Below are 17,619 nucleotides of genomic sequence, written 5' to 3'. Positions count from 1 at the left end.
CTATTTGAAAGGAAACATCACGATGCATTTCATGACGCAACTGCGCCGCTCCGGCCGCTTCCGACCCAGCAGCGCCGCGCTTGCTCTCGTGCGCAGGGCTTCCCTGTCTGCCGCGCTGCCCGCCGCTGTGCTGCTCGGCGCGGGTCTCACCGGCTGCGCATCGTCGAACACCACCTCGCTGATCAATCTGCCGAACGGCCAGACCGGCTTTGCGGTGAACTGCAGCGGCGCCGACGCCGCGTCCAGTTGGGCTTCCTGCTACGTGCAGGCCGGCAAGGCATGTGGCGCAACCGGCTACGACATCGTGTCGAAAGACAACGACGAAGGCGGCACCGCGGGCGGCAGCGTCACGAACGTTGTCTCGGCCAACGTGAAAAACCGTTCGATGATCGTGCGCTGCAAGTAACGCTCAGTGGGCGCTCAGTGCGCCTGCATCTTCGAGAACATATTGAGCACGGCGACCCCGGCAATGATCAGCCCGAGTCCGATGATGGCCGGCACGTCCGGCACTTGCCGGTACATCACGACCGCGACCAGCGTGATCAGCACGATGCCGGCGCCTGACCACACGGCGTAGACGATGCCCACCGGAATAGTCTTCAGCGTGAGCGACAGGCAATAGAACGCGATGCCGTAGCCGATCACCACGACCGCTGCGGGGAGCAGCCGCGAAAAACCTTCCGAGGCCCGCATCGCGGAAGTCGCGATGACTTCGGCAACGATCGCAATAGCGAGCAATGCATAAGGAGGCATCCGCATCGCCTCAGGCCTTTGCAAGCGCGAGCTTGCTGTAGTCGTGGCCGAGGTGCGCGCACAGCGCTTCCACCACCAGCTCATGATCGGCGCGTTGCGGCAAACCGGACACCGTGATCGAGCCGATCACACCGGCGCCCGCCACCGTCAACGGAAACGCGCCGCCGTGGGACGCATATTCCGTGACCGGCAAACCGTGCTTGTCGGCGAGCGTGCTGCCCGCCTGTTGCATCTTCAAACCGATCGCGTACGAGCTGCGGCGGAAATGCGCGACCGTGTTGCCCTTGCGACGCGCCCAGTCGACGTTGTCCGGCGTCGCGCCTTCGAGCAAGCTGAAGAACAGCGGTTGACCGAATGTGCGCACGTCGATAGCCGCTGCAATGCCGCGTGCTTTCGCGACTTCGTGCAGATAGGCGCCGATCTGCCATGCACGGTCGGTATCGAATTGCGGGAACACCAGCGCTTGTTCCTGAGCGGCAATCACCTGTAGATCGTGAGCGATATCCATGGAGTTCTGAACAAGGTAAGAAGTGAAGCGCAGGCCGTTGCACATGCATCCCGGCGCGCGAAGAGAACCTGGATTCTAGCGCAGCGCGCTACGCGGGCCTTCCGGCATACGACGCTGGCAATTCATGCCGCGACTTTGGAGGCTGCTGCGCTTTGGCGTTCCGCTTTAAGGTCCACACCCCAGCGATGCGTATTGAAGTCGCTCCTTAACTAGCTATTGCGTTGGTCTCCGCTTTGTTCTATAATCTTTTCTTCGACGGACGCGGGGTGGAGCAGTCTGGCAGCTCGTCGGGCTCATAACCCGAAGGTCGTAGGTTCAAATCCTACCCCCGCAACCAAGTAGCACTAAATTGGTTCGAAGACGTCGAAAAAACTTCAAAGGCTTGCCCAACCGGCAGGCCTTTTTTGTTTTCTGCCTCCTGCTTTCCGCTTCGAGATTGCGCGCGCTCACACGCCCGCTCGTGCTTTGCACTCGTTGATCCGGACTCCAAACATATCCGCATTTTTCCTCTGCGGTATTCGCAATACCGTCGCGTCGACGGGGCGCCTGATCAGCGAAATCTCCTCACTCCGCACCGACTGGCAGACACCGCCATGGCCCGCTGCTGACAAAGCGCGCCCCAGTGATAAACTCCCATCACCCTTTCTCGTCCCCTTCCTATGAAATTCTGTTCTGTCTGCGGCCACGGCGTCAGCCTGAGCATTCCGCCGGGTGACAACCGCGAGCGCTTCGTGTGTGGAAGTTGCGGCACGGTGCATTATCAGAATCCGCGCAACGTGGTCGGCACCGTCCCGGTCTGGGACGACAAAGTGCTGCTGTGCCGTCGCGCAATCGAACCGCGCTACGGCTACTGGACGCTGCCGGCAGGCTTCATGGAAATGGGTGAAACCACCGCCGAAGCGGCTTCGCGCGAAACGCTGGAAGAAGCCGGCGCGCGCGTCGAGGTGCAGAGCCTGTTCTCGCTGCTGAACGTGCCGCACGTGCATCAGGTGCATCTGTTCTATATGGCGCGCCTGCTCGACCTCGACATCGAAGCCGGCGAGGAAAGCCTCGAAGTCAAACTCTTCGAGGAACACGAGATTCCGTGGGACGAGATCGCCTTCCCCACCGTCGGCCAGACCTTGCGCTTCTTTTTCGCCGACCGTGCGGCCGGTAGTTACGGCCTGCACACGGGCGACATCTTCCGCTCGCTGCGCGAAGGTTGAGCGGCGCGCATGGTTCCCTGGCTCGGACCTGACGATCCGTTTCCCTCCGTCGAGCGCGCGCTCGGCGCGGCAAGCGGCGCACCCGGCCTGCTCGCCGCCAGCGGCGACCTGCTGCCGTCGCGGCTGATCGACGCCTATCGGCGCGGCATCTTCCCATGGTATTCGGACGGTCAGCCGGTCTTGTGGTGGAGTCCCGATCCGCGCATGATCCTGCGCCCTGCCGAGTTCAAACTCTCGCCGTCGCTGCGTAAAACGCTCAAGCGCGTGCTGCGCGAGGACGCGTGGGAAATCCGCGTCGACCATGATTTTGCCGCCGTGATGCGCGCCTGTGCGCAGGCGCCGCGGCGCGGCCAGCGCGGCACGTGGATCACCGCGGACGTGGTCGAAGCGTATTCGTCGCTGCACCGGGTCGGCGATGCGCACAGCATCGAGACCTGGTTCGAAGGCAAGCGTGTAGGCGGTTTATACGGGGTGTCGTTCGGCCGGATGTTCTTCGGCGAATCGATGTTCGCCGAGGTCACCGATGCGTCGAAAATGGCGCTGGCCGCGCTTGTCGGACACTTGCGCTGTCACGAAATAGAAATGATAGACTGCCAGCAGAACACGTCGCATCTGGCGTCGCTGGGCGGTCGCGAGATAGCGCGCAAAGCGTTCATCGCGCATGTTCGCGCGTCTGTCGACGCACCGCCGATTCCCTGGCGTTTCGACAAGACCGTCTTGCGCGATGTCGTCGCGCCGGCGGCGTAGGAAGAATCAGGCCGAATCCGGATCCGTCGCCTACCGAGCCGCGGGTCACGAGCCGCGGGTTTCAAACCGCAAGGCGCCGGGTTTGCAATACCAGAGACGCTTCGACGAGAGCTGCCAACGTGACTCATCCCAACGAGCTGCCTCTTTCTCCGCTTTCAGCGCTGCAATTTTATGCAACGGCGCCCTATCCCTGCAGTTATCTGGATGGACGCATCGCGCGTTCGCAAGTCGCCACGCCCAGTCACCTGATCAACTCCGACGTCTATACCGATCTCGTCAAAGCTGGCTTCCGTCGTTCGGGCGTGTTCACTTACCGACCGTATTGCGATGGCTGCCGCGCCTGCGTGCCAGTGCGCGTGCCGGTCGATCATTTCGAGGCGAACCGCACGCAACGCCGGGTCTGGAAGAAGCACGGCGAGCTGATCGCAACGGTCGCCCCGCTGCACTACGACGAAGAACACTACGCGCTCTATATGCGCTATCAGTCGGCACGGCATGCCGGCGGCGGCATGGACCGCGACAGCCGCGACCAGTACGAACAGTTCCTGCTGCAGAGCCGGATCAACTCGAGGCTAGTGGAATTCCGCGAGCCGCTGCCGGACCATCCGTCAGCGCCGGGCATTCTGCGCATGATCAGCATGATCGACATCCTCGGCGACGGGCTCTCGTCGGTGTACACGTTCTTCGAGCCGGGTCTGCCGCACACCAGCTTCGGCACCTACAACATCTATTGGCAGATCGAGCAGGCAAGGAGCCTCAAGCTGCCCTACGTGTACCTCGGCTACTGGATTCGCGAGAGTCCGAAGATGGCCTACAAGGCGAATTTCCGGCCGCTCGAAGGTTTGATCGATGGTGTCTGGAAGGTGCTCGATCCAACCAGCATCGATCTGCCGCCGGTCGATCTGGCGATTCAGGGCAGGCGCGGGCCGCTGCGGCCTTAACCTGGCAATAACGTAGCCATAACGTGCACAACCTGGCCACATCAGTCCCTCCCAGTTAGTCTCATTAATGCCCCAAAGCCGGTAAAATGGCGGGTTACCATTTTCCGGCCGCCCGGCTTCGTCCCGTGTTCAGTTCCCTCTACCCGCTCGTACGCGCCCAACTCTTTCGCATGGACGCGGAAGACGCTCACCACCTGACTTTGCGCGCGCTCGGCGCCGCGGGCCGCACCGGCCTCGCAAGCGCGCTCGCGCCACACGTGCCGGATTCGCCGCGCACCGTAATGGGGCTGACGTTCAAGAACCCGGTCGGACTTGCCGCGGGTCTCGACAAGGACGGCGCGTGCATCGACGGTCTGGCGGCGCTCGGCTTCGGCTTCATCGAAGTGGGCACGGTCACGCCGCGCGCCCAGCCGGGCAATCCGCGCCCGCGCATGTTCCGCCTGCCCGAGGCGAATGCCGTGATCAACCGGATGGGCTTCAACAACGCGGGTGTCGACCAGTTCGTCAAGAACGTGCAGGCCGCGCGTTATCGCGGCATTCTCGGGCTGAACATCGGCAAGAACGCCGACACGCCGATCGAGCGCGCCGCCGAAGACTATCTGTACTGCCTCGAACGCGTGTACCCGTTCGCGAGCTACGTGACGGTCAACATCTCGTCGCCGAATACGAAGAATCTGCGCCAGCTGCAAGGCGCGGGCGAACTCGACGCGCTGCTCGCCGCGCTCAAGGACAAGCAGCAGCGTCTCGCCGACATGCACGGCAAGCTAGTGCCGCTCGCCCTGAAGATCGCGCCGGACCTCGACGACGAACAGATCAAATCGATCGCCGATACGCTGTTGCGCCACAAGTTCGAAGGCGTGATCGCCACCAACACCACGCTGTCGCGCACCGCCGTCACCGGCATGCAATACGGCGACGAAGCCGGCGGCCTGTCGGGCAAGCCCGTGTTCGACGCGTCGAACGAAGTGATCCGCAAGCTGCGCGCCGAAGTCGGCGAAGCGGTGCCGATCATCGGCGTGGGCGGGATTTTCTCGGGCGAAGATGCGCGGGCCAAGCTCGCGGCAGGCGCTTCGCTGGTGCAGCTCTATACCGGCTTCATCTACCGCGGACCCGCGCTGGTGGCCGAATGCGCGCAGGCGCTGCGCTAAGCCGCCCCCGGCCCGCCTCCGTAATATAGACATAAACAAACGGTATTTAAGTTTCGATAGTCTGCTTTGCTATGCTTTCGTCTGTTAAAACGCCAGACGAACAAAAAGGAACTCGATGAAATTTGGCTTGCTGAAAAAGATGCTCGTCGCCGGCCTGATCGGCGCGTCGTTTACTGCGGTCACCGCCCATGCGGACGACCTGCTTGACCAGGTTAAACAGCGCGGCACTCTGCGCATCGGCCTGGAAGGCACCTTCCCGCCGTTCAATTCGAAAGCGCCGTCAGGCGAACTGGTCGGCTATGACGTCGACATCGCCAAGGCCGTTGCCGCCAAGCTCGGCGTGAAGCCGGAATTCGTCACGACCGAGTGGAGCGGCATCATCGCCGGTCTGCAGGCAAACAAGTTCGATGTGATCGTCAACCAGGTCGGCATTACGGACGCACGCAAGCAGGCGCTCGACTTCTCGCCGGCGTACACGTACTCGGCAGCACAACTGATCCAGCGTAAGGACGACACGCGCCAGTTCAAATCGCTCGACGATCTGAAGGGCAAGAAGCTCGGCGTCGGTCTGGGCACGAACTACATGGACATGGCGAAGTCGGTGCCGGGCATCGACGTGAAGACGTATCCGGGCGCACCCGAATACCTGCGCGATCTGGCCTCCGGCCGTCTGGATGCGGCGCTGAACGACCGCCTGATGCTCGCGTATCTGATGAAGAACTCGCAACTGCCGCTGCGCACGGGCGCAACGGTCGGCGCGGGCAACCCGTCGGGTATTCCGTTCAGAAAGGGCAACCCGAAGTTCGCCAAGGCGATCGACGACGCCATGACCCAGCTCGAAGCGGACGGCACGTTCTCGAAGATCTCGGACAAATGGTTCGGCATCGACGTCAGCAAGCCGATCAAGTAACGCACGCTGGATGAAACGAAGGGCGGCATCGTCGACGATGCCGCCCTTCGCTTTTGTCTATCATGTGCGCCCATGCGCACTCTGCGCGCCAACCTTACCCACCGCTCATGTCCACCACTTCCCTGCTCGTCCAATCGCTTCCTGTGCTCGCACAGGGCGCCGTCCTGACGGTCAAGTTCGCGGTTCTGTCGATGATCTTCGGCCTGATTGCCGGCGCCGTGCTCGCGGTGATGGGCGTCAGCCACAACCGCGCGCTGAACTGGATCGCGCGTGTGTATGTCAGCGTGTTCCGCGGTACGCCGCTGCTGGTACAGATCTTCGTGATCTATTACGGCTTGCCGAGTCTCGGTATTTCGCTCGACCCCACGCCCGCGGGCGTGATTGCGTTGTCGGCGAACGTGGCGGCGTATCTGTCGGAGAGCATGCGTGGCGCGATTCTCGGCATTCCCAACGGCCAATGGCTGGCCGCCTATAGCCTGGGGCTCTCGCGGCGTCAGACGCTGCGCTACGTGATCGCGCCACAAGCCTTGCGCATCGCCGTGCCGAGTCTGTCGAACAGTTTGATCAGCCTGATCAAGGATACGTCGCTGGTGTCGGTGATCACCGTGACCGAGTTGCTACGCAGCGCGCAGGAAATCATCGCGTCGACTTATCAGCCGCTGCCGCTGTATCTCGCGGCCGCCGCGGTCTACTGGGTGCTGTGCCAGGTGCTCGAGTGGGTGCAGCACTGGTACGAAAAGCGCCTGGCGCTGCCGTCACGTCACTGAAGTGAACTGAACCCAGCTGAACCCGTAACGCCGCCGCGCAGCCTACCGGCTGGCGGCTAGCGACGCCGCATCCAGCGGTGCGCCGAAGCGCTCGAAGCGCGGTTTGTAGTAGTGGTCCGGGTCGAGCGAATACGCGACATGACGCGTGCGGCCCATCAGTTCCTTGCGCGGAAAGAAGCCAAAGTAACGCGAGTCGGCGCTGTTGTCGCGATTGTCGCCGAGCATCAGATACTCGCCTTGCGGCACGACCACCGGGCCGAACGAATTGCGCGGACTCGGCGCGTCAGGCGCGAGCCGCACCGTGTGCGTCACGCCGTCGAAGCGTTCGGTCAGATAGTCGCCGGGAGATGTCGCATCGCCCGGCAGCGGCTTGAGTTTGAGCGGCTGATAATCAGCCCGCACACCGTTCACGTACAACACGTTGTCGCGCATCGCGACGCTGTCGCCGGGCAAGCCGATCAGACGCTTGACGATCAACTCATGCGCAGCCGAAGAATCGATCGTGACGATGTCGCCGCGCTGCGGATCGTGCAGATGCGCGATCGTGATGTGCGTGAGCGGCACGCGCAGATCGTAGGCCATCTTGTCGACGAAAATCCGGTCGCCTTCGCGAATCGTCGGCAACATCGAGCCGCTCGGCACGACGTTCCAGTCGGCCACGGCGCTGCGAAACAGCACCATCAGGAATAGAAAGGCGACGAGGCTCTTGTTGTCGCGCCACAGTTTTCCAAGCATGCGCATCGCAGGCGGCTCCAGTGGAAGGTGATCGAAAGCTGTGGGTACGCGGCCCTTTTTTGTCGAGTCCACGTGCCCGCGCAAATCGTACCACCGCCGCGGAAAGCAACGCAGCGACGGACTCTCACTCCCCGGCGAACTTGAGCCCCAACGCGGCGCGCGCCGCATCGGCCATTTCGATCATCTGCAGCGACTTGCTGTGCGGCATCAGCGGGCTCTCAATCTGCCCCGCCCGAATCAGTTCGCAGAAATGCGCGGTCTCGTAGTTCAGACCGCCGCCTTCGAACGGCTCGTCGAGCTCGACCACACGACCGTCGCCGTAGCGGATCGTCGCACGCGACGGATTCCACCAGGGTTCATGAATCGTGACATGGCCGCTCGTGGCCATCAGCAACGCGTCGCCCTTGCCGTGCAGATCGAGTCCGCAGAACAACTGGGAGATACCGCGTTCATGCTGGCTGTTCAGGCTCGCGAACATATCGACGCCGGTCGAGCCGAGCCGCCCGAGCGTCTGCACCTCACGCGGCGCACCGAGCCAGTCGACCGCGAGAAACATCTCGTAGACGCCGATATCGAGCAGCGCGCCGCCCGCATGCTCGAACGACAACGATGGATGATCGTTCGGCACGCCCGGCACCGAGCAGCCGGCGCGCACGAGCCCCACCTCGCCGATCGGCTCGGCATCCAGATGCGCGCGCAACTTTCTGTAGAGCGGATAAAACGGCGGCTTCATGGCTTCCATGAAAAGCCGTTGCTCGGCGCGCGCGACCTCGAGCACACGCTCGAGTTGCGGCTTGTTGATGGTGGCGGGTTTTTCGCACAGCACGTGCAGACCGGCTTTAAGCGCGGCGATCGCGTAATCCGCGTGACTGTCCTGGACCGTGGCGATATAAAGCGCGTCGATACCGCTCGCGAGCAGCGCGTCGAAACTCGCGCACACGTCGCCGCCGAATTCCGCGGCGAAGGCCATGGCCGGTTCGGCGCGGCGTGACCACAGTGCGCTCAGCGACGCCTGCGGCACATGAGTGAGCCCTTGAGCGAAGCGACGGGCAATGCGGCCCGTCCCGACGATCCCCCAGCGAATCGTGCCGCCCGCGGGGGTTTCCTGCGTTGCAATTGTCATCGTTCCTTCGAGTCCGTGCAGTTCAGAACAGGCGCTATTGTGACGCAAGCCACGCGCGCATGCGCGGGCATGCTGTCGCGCCGTTCGTTATGCAAGGTCCCCTCGCAGGAAAGCACCTCCGTCGCCGCCGTAGCGGCCGTGCTCAGCGCACCGGGGGTTCCGACGTAAAGCTGCTGCCGATCTCTTCCGCGGTGTAGTCGATCATCGCCAACGAGGCGATTTCGGCTTCCTTCGGATCGCGCCGTTCGATCGCTTCGACCACGCGCTGATGCGTGCTCACGGCCTTCTCCCACATCCCGTCCTTCTGATTGACGATCGGGTTGACGGTCGACAGCGCGCCGCGAATGATGGCCGCCATCTGCTTGAAGAACTGATTGCCGCTCGCCACCACGATGCGCGCATGGAACAGCTCGTCGGCGGCCTGATAGCCGGATTCGCCCGGCCGGATCGCGCGGAACGCGTCGAAGGCCTCGCGAATCGCCGCGATGTCGGCCGCACTACCCCGCGCGGCCGCCTGCGCCGAGGCGCGCGGTTCGATCAGGATGCGGAACTCGATCACGTCGCGCAGAAACAGCGGATCGGGTTTCGCGCGAAAACGCCAGTTCACGACGTCCTCGTCGATCATTCGCCAATCGCTCATCGGCCGGATGCGCGTGCCGATCTTCGGCCGCACGTCCAGCATGTCGCGCGCGAGCAGCATCGACAGCGCCTCGCGCATGACGGTGCGGCTGACGTCGAACTCCTTGGACAGCACATCCTGCGGTGGCAGGATGGCGCCATACTTCTCTTCCACGATGCCGGTCACGAGTCCATCCATGACCTTGCTGACCAGCGATCGATCCTTGTTTGCCTGTTCCATTTTGATACTCTCCCCGAAGCGGTGTTTGCCCCCGCGTAGCCTGTTGATCAAGCAGCCCTCATGTGTCGTTTTATGTAGGTGTAATTGTTCTTTTACGATACGTTGCTAGCTTCGAAACGGTTGCGCCAGTTGGGAAACGTCCTGAGAGGGTTATCCCTCTGAAGAATTGTTTCGTTCATGTAACGCCGCATGTTTTGACGGGCCAAAAGCTTGCGTATCAAGCGTGCCTGCGTTGCAAAATTTGCATAGTGCGAAGACGCACGTAGTGAATCGATTTGTCTGATCCGCAACACGAGGTGGGGAATGGGCCGGCGGCCAACCGGCTCGCCAGCCGACTTCTGTGGGTTACTAGCTGGAAATGCCCGGGCCTGCTTTGCCGGTCTCCTGGCCGCGGCCATACTGATCATCGAAACGCACGATGTCGTCCTCGCCGAGATAGCCGCCTGATTGCACCTCGATGATTTCCAGCGGCGTCTTGCCCGGATTCTCGAGCCGGTGCGTGACGCCGAGCGGAATATAGGTCGATTGATTCTCCGAGAGCAGAAAGGATTCCTCGCCGCGCGTGACACGCGCCGTGCCGCGCACCACCACCCAGTGCTCGGCGCGATGAAAGTGCATCTGCAATGAGAGCCGGCCACCCGGTTGCACCACAATGCGCTTCACCTGAAAGCGTTCGCCGCGGTCGATCGAATCATAAAAGCCCCAGGGCCGCTGGACCTTGCGGTGCTCATGGACTTCCGCACCATGCTCCGCTTTCAGACGGCCGACAATTGCGCGCACCTCCTGCACGCGTTCCTTCGCGGCGACCAGCACCGCATCCGCCGTTTCAACCACCACGACGCCTGTCACGCCAACGCATGCGACCAGTCGGCCGTCCGAATGCGCGAAGCTGTCGGTCGAGCCTTCGAACACCACCCGGCCGCGGCCGACGTTGCCATCGGAGTCCTTCTCGGACAACTGCCAGACCGCATCCCATGCACCGACGTCGGACCAGCCGGCGACCAGGGGCACGACTACACCGGTCAGCCGCATGTCAGAACCAAGATGCTCCATCACTGCGTAATCGATCGAATCGGAGGGACATGCATCGAAAGCAGCGCGATCAAGATGAAGTGCGCCGGCGCCGTCAAGCGACGCCCGCGCAAACGACTCCGCACATGTCGAGGCGATCAAGGGACAGCAACGCGCGATCGCAGCTAGCCACACCGAAGCACGCACAATGAAAATGCCGCTGTTCCACCAGTACTCGCCGCTGGCGACATATCGCTCGGCCAGTTCTCGATCCGGTTTCTCGACGAAGCCATCGATCGCACGCGCCCCCTGCCGCCCGACCGGCACACCGGTGCGGATGTAGCCGTAGCCCGTTTCCGGCCGCTCGGGCGGCACGCCGAGTGTCACAATCGCGCCCTGCGCGGCATGAAACACAGCCTGCGCGAGAGCAGCGACGAACGCGGCGTTATCAGCAATCATGTGGTCGGCCGGCATCACGATGAGCACGGGGTCCGGGCCGTCCGGCATATCGGCTTGCGCGGCGAGCGCGGCGAGCGTCAGCGCGGGCGCGGTATTACGCGGCGAAGGTTCAAGCAGGAGGCGAGGCCCACCGTCGCACCGCTCGAGCCGTTCGACGGTCGCGAGGCGCAGTTCGGCGCCGCACACGACAATGGGCGCCGCCCGCTCGAAACGCGGTGCAGCGTGCGTGTTGGGCTCCCGCGCAAACAGACGGTCTAGCCGATGCACTGTCGATTCGAGCAGCGACTCGTCACCGAACAGGCTGATCAGTTGTTTGGGGCTTTGCTCGCGCGACAGCGGCCATAGCCGCGTGCCCGAGCCACCCGCGAGAATCACCGGCTGGACGGTGCAATACGCCAGCGCCTCGTGTGCCAGCGCCTGCTGCGTGACCGGCAATGCAAAATCGTTCATTCAAATCTCTCCCAATGCAGAAGACTCCGGGCCCCTCGCAACGAGGATTGAACCCGGCACAGCAAGCATTACATGTTGATTGGAGCATGCATCAGCGGCCTATATCTGTTCGCACCCCAACACTGCCACGCTGGCGTGCCAAGCGTTCATCGACTGGAACGCCCTGAAGGATTTTTGACGCAACTTTCACTCATCCATGGATTACGCTCAGACATTGAAATTAATCAATATTCCTAACTGACTGAACAGGCCGTGAACGGGTGGTATCCAGACGGCACGCCGGATGCGAGCCAACCCAGCGAAGTTACAGTTTCTCGAACGTACAAACGTCCGGCAATATGCCACGCTGGCGCCGCCCGCAGGCCAGCGGCGCACGATCGCTACGCGCCCTGCATGTCAAACCGACGGATAGCACTCCGTAGTCGAGGAACGGCCCTTCTACCTTGCGAAAGCCGAACTGTTCGTAGAAGGCACACAGGCTGACTGGTGCATTCACTCGTACAACGGTTCCCGGCCAGCGCTCCGCCGTCGCCCGTAGAACCCGCTCGATCAACACCTCAGCCGTGCCGTCGCCGCGCCTCGCCGGACTTGTCAGCACCTTATCAAGCACCACCTGCGGGTACTCTGTATCGCCAGGCCGGACCCGTGCGTATGCAATGATGGGCATCGGGCGAGATATATCTTCGGCCGCAAAAATATGGAGTGCGCATTCGTCGCGCCCATCGGCATCGAGACACAAATGTGACTGTTCGATAACGAATACCGCGCTACGTGCACGCATGATCAGATACAACTCACGTACCGTGCACTGTTCGAATTCGAGCGTTTTCCAGTTGATCACGATTTCCCCAGCGATTCGACAGAAGCTGGCCGTTGCCATGCACGCAAGGTACGCCGGCCAACCTGTCAAACTCGGTGCGCAAGCGCACCGTCGCGAGCGCAACGTGAGCTCGTATGCCAGAGCAACAGAGTTGATCAAGGTTGCATCGGCAACCCGCACGATCGGCCTCACGCCGCGCAGTAAACAGTGCATCAGCGCCACCGACTGTCTCAGACAGTTCTTCGACTTGACCTACGCATGCTGCTTCGGCCCGCGCACGCATGGCGTCACAATTGCGACACTTCGCGATCCAGCCAACGCACGGACCTGGTCGCAAGCGTTCCGTCTGCAGAATCAAGGCCCTATTGAACGCCACCACACCCGCCTCACGGCGACGCTCGGAGCGACCGCTGGCGGCTGGCGGCTGGCGGCTGGCAACTAATCGCCGAAGCAACGCGCGTTATGTGTCCGGGAACGATCCCACGGGCGCCGTTTAAAGCGGACGATACAGAAGCCGCACCCGAACGCGAGGTGGGCGGAATCAATACTGACGCACCGTTTTTCCACCGCTGACGCTATCCGCTGGACCGCCCAACTGGCCCGGAACGCGCATAAAACCTCGCTCTATACGTTTCTTTCCGGCCACCCCGAAAAGGTTGCGTCGACATCGAATAGCTCGCCAAAAATCGCTTCCGTGCGTCAGCCCACTCAACCCGTGGAACACATCTGAATCATTTCTGAACCATCCTGGACGACCGGGCTTGATGCCCGTCCAGCTAGCGTCCAGGCGTTGATTCGCGCCGCGCCGCCACCTGTCTGACACGTGCTATCCCAATCCGATCAATGACTTGGGCCAGGAAAATACCTCCGGCGAGGAACCGGGCAGGCGGGGGCCTGGTGCAGAACTGAAACAAAAACGCATATTTTGCAGCGCGACACGTCATTGTTTGCTTCGCTGCGCCGCACCAGTGCTCGATTCCGACCTCACTGGCACAATCCTCGCTAAATGAGAAGCGCAACACGAGCGCCAGCGTACACAACCCAAAACAACGTCGGCGCACAAAGGCCATACGGGGCCCGCACTGCGTATCCATAGCCGCTCGCCAGGCGGCAGCACGACACGGACGCAGCGACGGGTAGAAAATCAGGGGGCTGCCTCACGCGGCTCCGCGCGAGGACCAATCATGCTCACACTTCAATCCGATCTGCACGGCAATCATTTGCTTGGCGCACTGCCCTCCTACGAGTGGCAAGCAATGGCCCCTCATCTCGAACTCGTTCATCTGCGCACTGAGCAACTCCTGTGCGACTCCGGGCAACGTATCCATCACGTCTATTTTCCGACCACCGCGATCATCTCGATGTTGTCGACAATGGAAGACGGTAGCTCGGTCGAAATTGCTGCGGTTGGACGAGAAGGTATGACAGGCGTTCCGGTATTGACGGGTGGCGAAACCATGCCTAACCGCGTGCAGGTGCAAAGTGCCGGTTTCGCTTACCGTATGACAGCGCAAGCGCTCCGCCAGCATTTCACACGCTCCGACCTGGTGCGCCGTCTGATGATGCTCTACATGCATGCGCTGTTGACCCAGGTGGCACAGACAGCCGCGTGCAATCGCCATCATTCGCTGAACAAGCAGTTGTGCCGCTGGCTGCTGATCGAGATCGATCGCGTCGCCTCAAACGAGTTGACCGTCACGCAGCAATTGATCGCGGATATGCTTGGCGTACGCCGTGAGGGCATCACCGAAGCAGCGGGCAAGCTGCATGACGAAGGCCTGATTCATCACAGCCGCGGCCATATCAAAGTGCTCGACCGCAAGGCGCTGGAATCGCGCGCATGCGAATGTTATGGGCTCGTGAAGCGCGAGTTCGACCGGCTGCTGCCGCGCCTGCAACAAGCCGAGACGGCGAGCTAGGCGGTAAAGTTCGTCTTTCGTCAGGCGCCGCAGCGAAGCCGACATCATGCCTGTCGAATATTGACTTCAATATCCTTGCTTCGCAGGGGGACGCCCCTGTCCCCGGACGCAGCCATCAGGCGAGTACCCGTTGCAGGAATGAACGTGTGACTGCCTACTGGCCGCGTTCATAGGGTTCGCGCTAGCGTTCCACCAGGGATCTCGGCCATTGTTGGCCGATTTCCACGACCGCAGCGAGTCCAGCCCGCGAACCTGTAGCGTCCTGTTTCGGGTAGCCGGGAGCGTCCGTTGCCGCCATCGCAGGCAGCGCAGTTTGCGTCGTATTCACCCGTCCAAATCCTGCAACACCCCTTTGACCTCCGTTAGCCGGAAGTACGCGGTCCAGCCCCGTAGCACCGGATTCAGCGTTGCGATCGCGTCGCCGCGCCTCACGGCAGCGGTCACGACCTCGGAATCTGAATTTTCCGCCTCACCTGTTTTATTAAATTCACACCACCCCTTCCGATAACCAAACGCACAAACGACAACATCCACCCCTTGCTCGGAATTCTTATCTCCCTCAATATTATTCTTCCGACGATATTAAGCCTTAAGACAATACTCAGGTTCTTGTAAATCAGAACATTAAACACCAATGAAGAAACATGCCCATTTGACATAAATTTATTATATTTTTCAAAAAACGCCAGACTTGGCTCACAATTAGTCGCTCCCGATATTCTATTGGCACCCCCACTCAAAGAATACTCCACCAGAGGATCGTGCAAATATATGAATACGCAGCCAGCCATTTCAGCGTTAATGGCAAAATCCCAATCTTGATGACGACGCAAAGATGCATCGAAGCTAATTAACGGATATTGATGACGCCACATCATGATAGAAGAAGTTTGAATATACCCTCCCTCCAATAAAATGAAATCAAGCATCGATTGACCATGATATGGAGACCGGTTGCCCACCGTGCGCCGGTTTCCGTCGGTTAGCATCACGTTACTGAACAACACCTTCGCTTCATTCTCGGGAGGCTTGGGGCCGAACGCCGCGATGCATCGTTCAAGCTTGTTCGGAAGCCATCGGTCATCCGCGTCTACAAAAGCAATCAGATCACCGGTAGCTTCCTCAATGCCTCTGTTTCGACACCACGCCGCCCCACGATTCACGGTCTCGCGAATCAAACGCAATGCAATCTCATCTCCACAATGACTCGGCAACTCGAACTGCAACCCCGATGCATCATCTATAACAATAATTTCTCGCGGAACAACTGTCTGGCTAGATATTGATTCTATAGCCACCCAAAGCAAATCAGGGCTATTGTAGTGCGGAATTATCACACTAACACCATAGACATCATCACAATCACGCCCCATCCCACACCTCGAATCTAAATTTCGAAAAAATCCTCACACAAATAAAAAATATCCGGTTTCACCTGGCAGGCAGATTAATTACACTTGCCATTCCAATATTTTACGAATTACAAAATAAATACTGTCAAATCGCTTTCCAGTACTGAGTTTCGACCCCGTTCTTCTCGAACAACATGGTGCTGACATAGTTCAATGCCGGATTAAGCCCTCGTGTGCGAGTGCATCGACCAGCTCATCATCTGCCTGCTGAACAGGTCGATGGCGACGACCAGGTACGTCAAGAATGAAGTGCTCTTAGGGAAAGCCAGCGTTCGGTCGTCGCCACGCAGGTGATGTAGCCCGTCCATCGCGATGAAGTTGCGCGCCAGCAGATTCGGCGCGACCGGCAAGCCATGATTCGAGTTCGTTGTCGCAACGTACTTGCGCTCGTTCGAGCGACGCAAGCCGTGCAGCGCCATCGCGGCAACTGGCGGCGCGATACGCTGTGACGAATCGTAAAACGGTCTCCCCGCAACGTTCCGTGGGTTGCCCAACAATCCCGCGTAAATTGCGATCGACGGGTCGCGGTTGAAGACTGATCAACATCAGGGGGCACGCCGCCCGCTGATGTTGATCCTGTAGAATCAGGAAGCCCCAGCGCCAGTCGAATCCAGGCTCTCAATGTCCTCTTCTCTCCTTACACCGCCCTCTGCGCAAGAAGTGCATGTCTGGCAGTGGGATCTCGATGTCTGCAGTGGTGATGTTGACCAGTACTGGGAAATGCTATCGGCGCAAGAGCGCGAGCGCGCCGACAAATTCCGCTTCGAACGGCATCGCCGTCGCTTCGTGGCAGGACGCGGCGAACTCAGGCGGCTCCTCAGCCGCTATCTCGGGCTATCACCGCGGGAGGTCGCTCTAGCTTATGGTTCGGATGGCAAACCTTTCTGCACGAGCCAGCCTCCTGGGTGGAGGATCTGCTTCAACCTCAGTCACAGCGAGAACGCAGCAGCTCTCGCAATCTCGAGCGGTTTCGAGGTCGGCATCGACGTAGAACAACTCCGCCCAATCGAGGAGAGTATGCCGCTCGACGTATTCTCCACCCGGGAGCGCGCGGAGTTCACCGCGTTGCCCGATACAGAACGGCAAAATGTCTTCTTTGAAAGCTGGGCGCGCAAAGAGGCCTGCTTGAAAGCTCTCGGCACCGGCTTTATCCTGCCACCGGCCCATTTCGAGTTCGATCTTTCCATCCGTGGCGACACGACGCCTCGCTTCGTCGGCGGCGAGGCGGAGGAAGCGACGCATTGGCGCATTTGCACCCTGTCATCCAGTCCGACTTGCGCAGGAGCGGTAGCGGCCCGACGCACGGACTGGTCGATTGTCGAAATGAATTGACGGACGGCATCTGCGTCAGAGAAACGGCCCGCCCTGCGAAGGCGCCTCAATAACCTGCACTGGCGCGCATAGTTAGAGCCGTATACGCCACAGCGCGCCACGACGCATCTACTTGCGCCATATCGAGCGGCTTAACTCCATTCTTCTTCCGAAACGTGACGCGAATATCGCGTGCGGTCTGTCTTCCCGCCACATTCCAGGTTTAAGCGAAAGTGCCCGACACGCTCTGGGCGCGCGAACTCTTCGGGGCGATGTGTTGTTGCATCGTCCGTGTGTGCGACGGCGTACGGATAGGCAAGCCGCGGAAGATTAACTTCCACTTACAGCAAATTTCGCGTTTTGAGACGCGGATCTGGCACGGATGGCCTCGTGCTGCTTGCGCCTCCTGTGACTGGCCGCCGCTAAGTACGCTCGCTGCGCGCTTAACGCCAGGCGTAGCTCAGTACAAGGCCTTCACCTAAATTATTGGAGATCGGCAAATGTCACACAGAGATGGATATTTAGGCGACTTGCCGAGCGG

Annotated in this window: 19 protein-coding genes, 1 tRNA gene and 1 pseudogene; 11 read left to right on the top strand and 10 right to left on the bottom strand. The window is 60.7% G+C overall.

The window, feature by feature from the left end:
• Nucleotides 1-22 precede the first annotated feature (22 nt).
• A complete protein-coding gene (locus tag M0D68_RS28570) occupies nt 23-406 on the top strand; it encodes a hypothetical protein (RefSeq protein WP_200620432.1) in 384 nt (127 codons plus the stop codon).
• 14 nt (nt 407-420) lie between these two features.
• On the opposite strand, the gene M0D68_RS28565 is transcribed toward M0D68_RS28570, so the two are convergent.
• Nucleotides 421-759: a multidrug efflux SMR transporter gene (locus M0D68_RS28565; protein ID WP_154561341.1), complete on the bottom strand. Its 339-nt coding sequence runs from the start codon at nt 757-759 to the stop codon at nt 421-423.
• Between the two features lie 4 nt (nt 760-763).
• Nucleotides 764-1,261, bottom strand: coding sequence for a heme-degrading domain-containing protein (locus M0D68_RS28560; RefSeq protein ID WP_200620431.1), 498 nt, complete (start codon nt 1,259-1,261; stop codon nt 764-766).
• Nucleotides 1,262-1,521: 260 nt separating this feature from the next.
• On the opposite strand from M0D68_RS28560, the gene M0D68_RS28555 reads away from it, so the two are divergent.
• From M0D68_RS28555 to M0D68_RS28525, 7 genes are all read left to right on the top strand, one after another.
• Nucleotides 1,522-1,598: transfer RNA gene (locus tag M0D68_RS28555), tRNA-Met, on the top strand.
• A 322-nt stretch (nt 1,599-1,920) separates the two neighbouring features.
• Nucleotides 1,921-2,466, top strand: a complete 546-nt coding sequence (locus M0D68_RS28550; protein ID WP_093632565.1) for an NUDIX hydrolase — start codon at nt 1,921-1,923, stop codon at nt 2,464-2,466.
• Nucleotides 2,467-2,475: 9 nt separating this feature from the next.
• Nucleotides 2,476-3,213: a leucyl/phenylalanyl-tRNA--protein transferase gene (gene aat / locus M0D68_RS28545; RefSeq protein ID WP_054034598.1), complete on the top strand. Its 738-nt coding sequence runs from the start codon at nt 2,476-2,478 to the stop codon at nt 3,211-3,213.
• A 119-nt stretch (nt 3,214-3,332) separates the two neighbouring features.
• Nucleotides 3,333-4,154, top strand: coding sequence for an arginyltransferase (locus M0D68_RS28540; protein ID WP_093632564.1), 822 nt, complete (start codon nt 3,333-3,335; stop codon nt 4,152-4,154).
• Nucleotides 4,155-4,240: 86 nt separating this feature from the next.
• A complete protein-coding gene (locus M0D68_RS28535; RefSeq protein ID WP_266226047.1) occupies nt 4,241-5,302 on the top strand; it encodes a quinone-dependent dihydroorotate dehydrogenase in 1,062 nt (353 codons plus the stop codon).
• Nucleotides 5,303-5,417: 115 nt separating this feature from the next.
• Complete coding sequence (locus M0D68_RS28530) at nt 5,418-6,212, top strand: cystine ABC transporter substrate-binding protein (RefSeq protein ID WP_093632562.1); 795 nt, start codon at nt 5,418-5,420, stop codon at nt 6,210-6,212.
• Between the two features lie 107 nt (nt 6,213-6,319).
• Nucleotides 6,320-6,979 carry an amino acid ABC transporter permease gene (locus tag M0D68_RS28525; protein WP_054034600.1) on the top strand — a complete coding sequence of 220 codons (660 nt, stop codon included), beginning with the start codon at nt 6,320-6,322 and terminating at the stop codon, nt 6,977-6,979.
• A gap of 42 nt (nt 6,980-7,021) precedes the next feature.
• Here the strand turns inward: M0D68_RS28525 and lepB are convergent, their stop codons facing one another.
• The 5 genes from lepB to M0D68_RS28500 all read right to left on the bottom strand — a co-directional run bounded on the left by lepB (nt 7,022) and on the right by M0D68_RS28500 (nt 12,454).
• A complete protein-coding gene (gene lepB, locus M0D68_RS28520) occupies nt 7,022-7,720 on the bottom strand; it encodes a signal peptidase I (RefSeq protein WP_200620430.1) in 699 nt (232 codons plus the stop codon).
• Nucleotides 7,721-7,838: 118 nt separating this feature from the next.
• Entirely contained in the window at nt 7,839-8,837 is a 999-nt protein-coding gene (locus M0D68_RS28515) for a Gfo/Idh/MocA family protein (protein ID WP_256456442.1), read from the bottom strand.
• A 142-nt stretch (nt 8,838-8,979) separates the two neighbouring features.
• Complete coding sequence (locus M0D68_RS28510) at nt 8,980-9,696, bottom strand: FadR/GntR family transcriptional regulator (protein ID WP_093632559.1); 717 nt, start codon at nt 9,694-9,696, stop codon at nt 8,980-8,982.
• A 348-nt stretch (nt 9,697-10,044) separates the two neighbouring features.
• A complete protein-coding gene (locus M0D68_RS28505) occupies nt 10,045-11,616 on the bottom strand; it encodes a mannose-1-phosphate guanylyltransferase/mannose-6-phosphate isomerase (protein WP_093632558.1) in 1,572 nt (523 codons plus the stop codon).
• Nucleotides 11,617-11,920: 304 nt separating this feature from the next.
• On the bottom strand, nt 11,921-12,454 hold the full coding sequence (locus M0D68_RS28500) for a GNAT family N-acetyltransferase (RefSeq protein WP_200620444.1): 534 nt from the start codon (nt 12,452-12,454) through the stop codon (nt 11,921-11,923).
• On the opposite strand from M0D68_RS28500, the gene M0D68_RS28495 reads away from it, so the two are divergent.
• Both M0D68_RS28495 and M0D68_RS28490 read left to right on the top strand, forming a co-directional pair.
• Nucleotides 12,450-12,878: a hypothetical protein gene (locus M0D68_RS28495; protein WP_266226046.1), complete on the top strand. Its 429-nt coding sequence runs from the start codon at nt 12,450-12,452 to the stop codon at nt 12,876-12,878. The genes M0D68_RS28500 and M0D68_RS28495 overlap by 5 nt on opposite strands.
• 742 nt (nt 12,879-13,620) lie before the next feature.
• The gene (locus M0D68_RS28490) at nt 13,621-14,355 is read left to right on the top strand and encodes a Crp/Fnr family transcriptional regulator (protein ID WP_200620428.1); all 735 of its coding nucleotides are present in this window, start codon (nt 13,621-13,623) and stop codon (nt 14,353-14,355) included.
• A gap of 324 nt (nt 14,356-14,679) precedes the next feature.
• Here the strand turns inward: M0D68_RS28490 and M0D68_RS28485 are convergent, their stop codons facing one another.
• The 3 genes and pseudogenes from M0D68_RS28485 to M0D68_RS28475 all read right to left on the bottom strand — a co-directional run.
• Nucleotides 14,680-14,787 (bottom strand): group II intron maturase-specific domain-containing protein, encoded by a 108-nt coding sequence (locus tag M0D68_RS28485; RefSeq protein WP_266211586.1) that lies wholly within the window; start codon nt 14,785-14,787, stop codon nt 14,680-14,682.
• A gap of 8 nt (nt 14,788-14,795) precedes the next feature.
• Nucleotides 14,796-15,728, bottom strand: a complete 933-nt coding sequence (locus tag M0D68_RS28480; protein ID WP_266211572.1) for a glycosyltransferase family 2 protein — start codon at nt 15,726-15,728, stop codon at nt 14,796-14,798.
• Nucleotides 15,729-15,931: 203 nt separating this feature from the next.
• Nucleotides 15,932-16,186 (bottom strand): annotated as a pseudogene (locus M0D68_RS28475) (IS3 family transposase); the annotation flags it as partial.
• Nucleotides 16,187-16,388: 202 nt separating this feature from the next.
• Here M0D68_RS28475 and M0D68_RS28470 point away from each other — a divergent pair.
• Entirely contained in the window at nt 16,389-17,099 is a 711-nt protein-coding gene (locus M0D68_RS28470) for a 4'-phosphopantetheinyl transferase superfamily protein (RefSeq protein ID WP_200620424.1), read from the top strand.
• The last annotated feature ends 520 nt before the right edge of the window (nt 17,100-17,619 follow it).

This window comes from Paraburkholderia sp. SEWSISQ10-3 4 (assembly GCF_030464785.1).
GTDB lineage: Bacteria > Pseudomonadota > Gammaproteobacteria > Burkholderiales > Burkholderiaceae > Paraburkholderia > Paraburkholderia aspalathi.
Note: the sequence above shows the minus strand (reverse complement) of the source record. Positions and strands in the feature narration are given on the sequence as shown.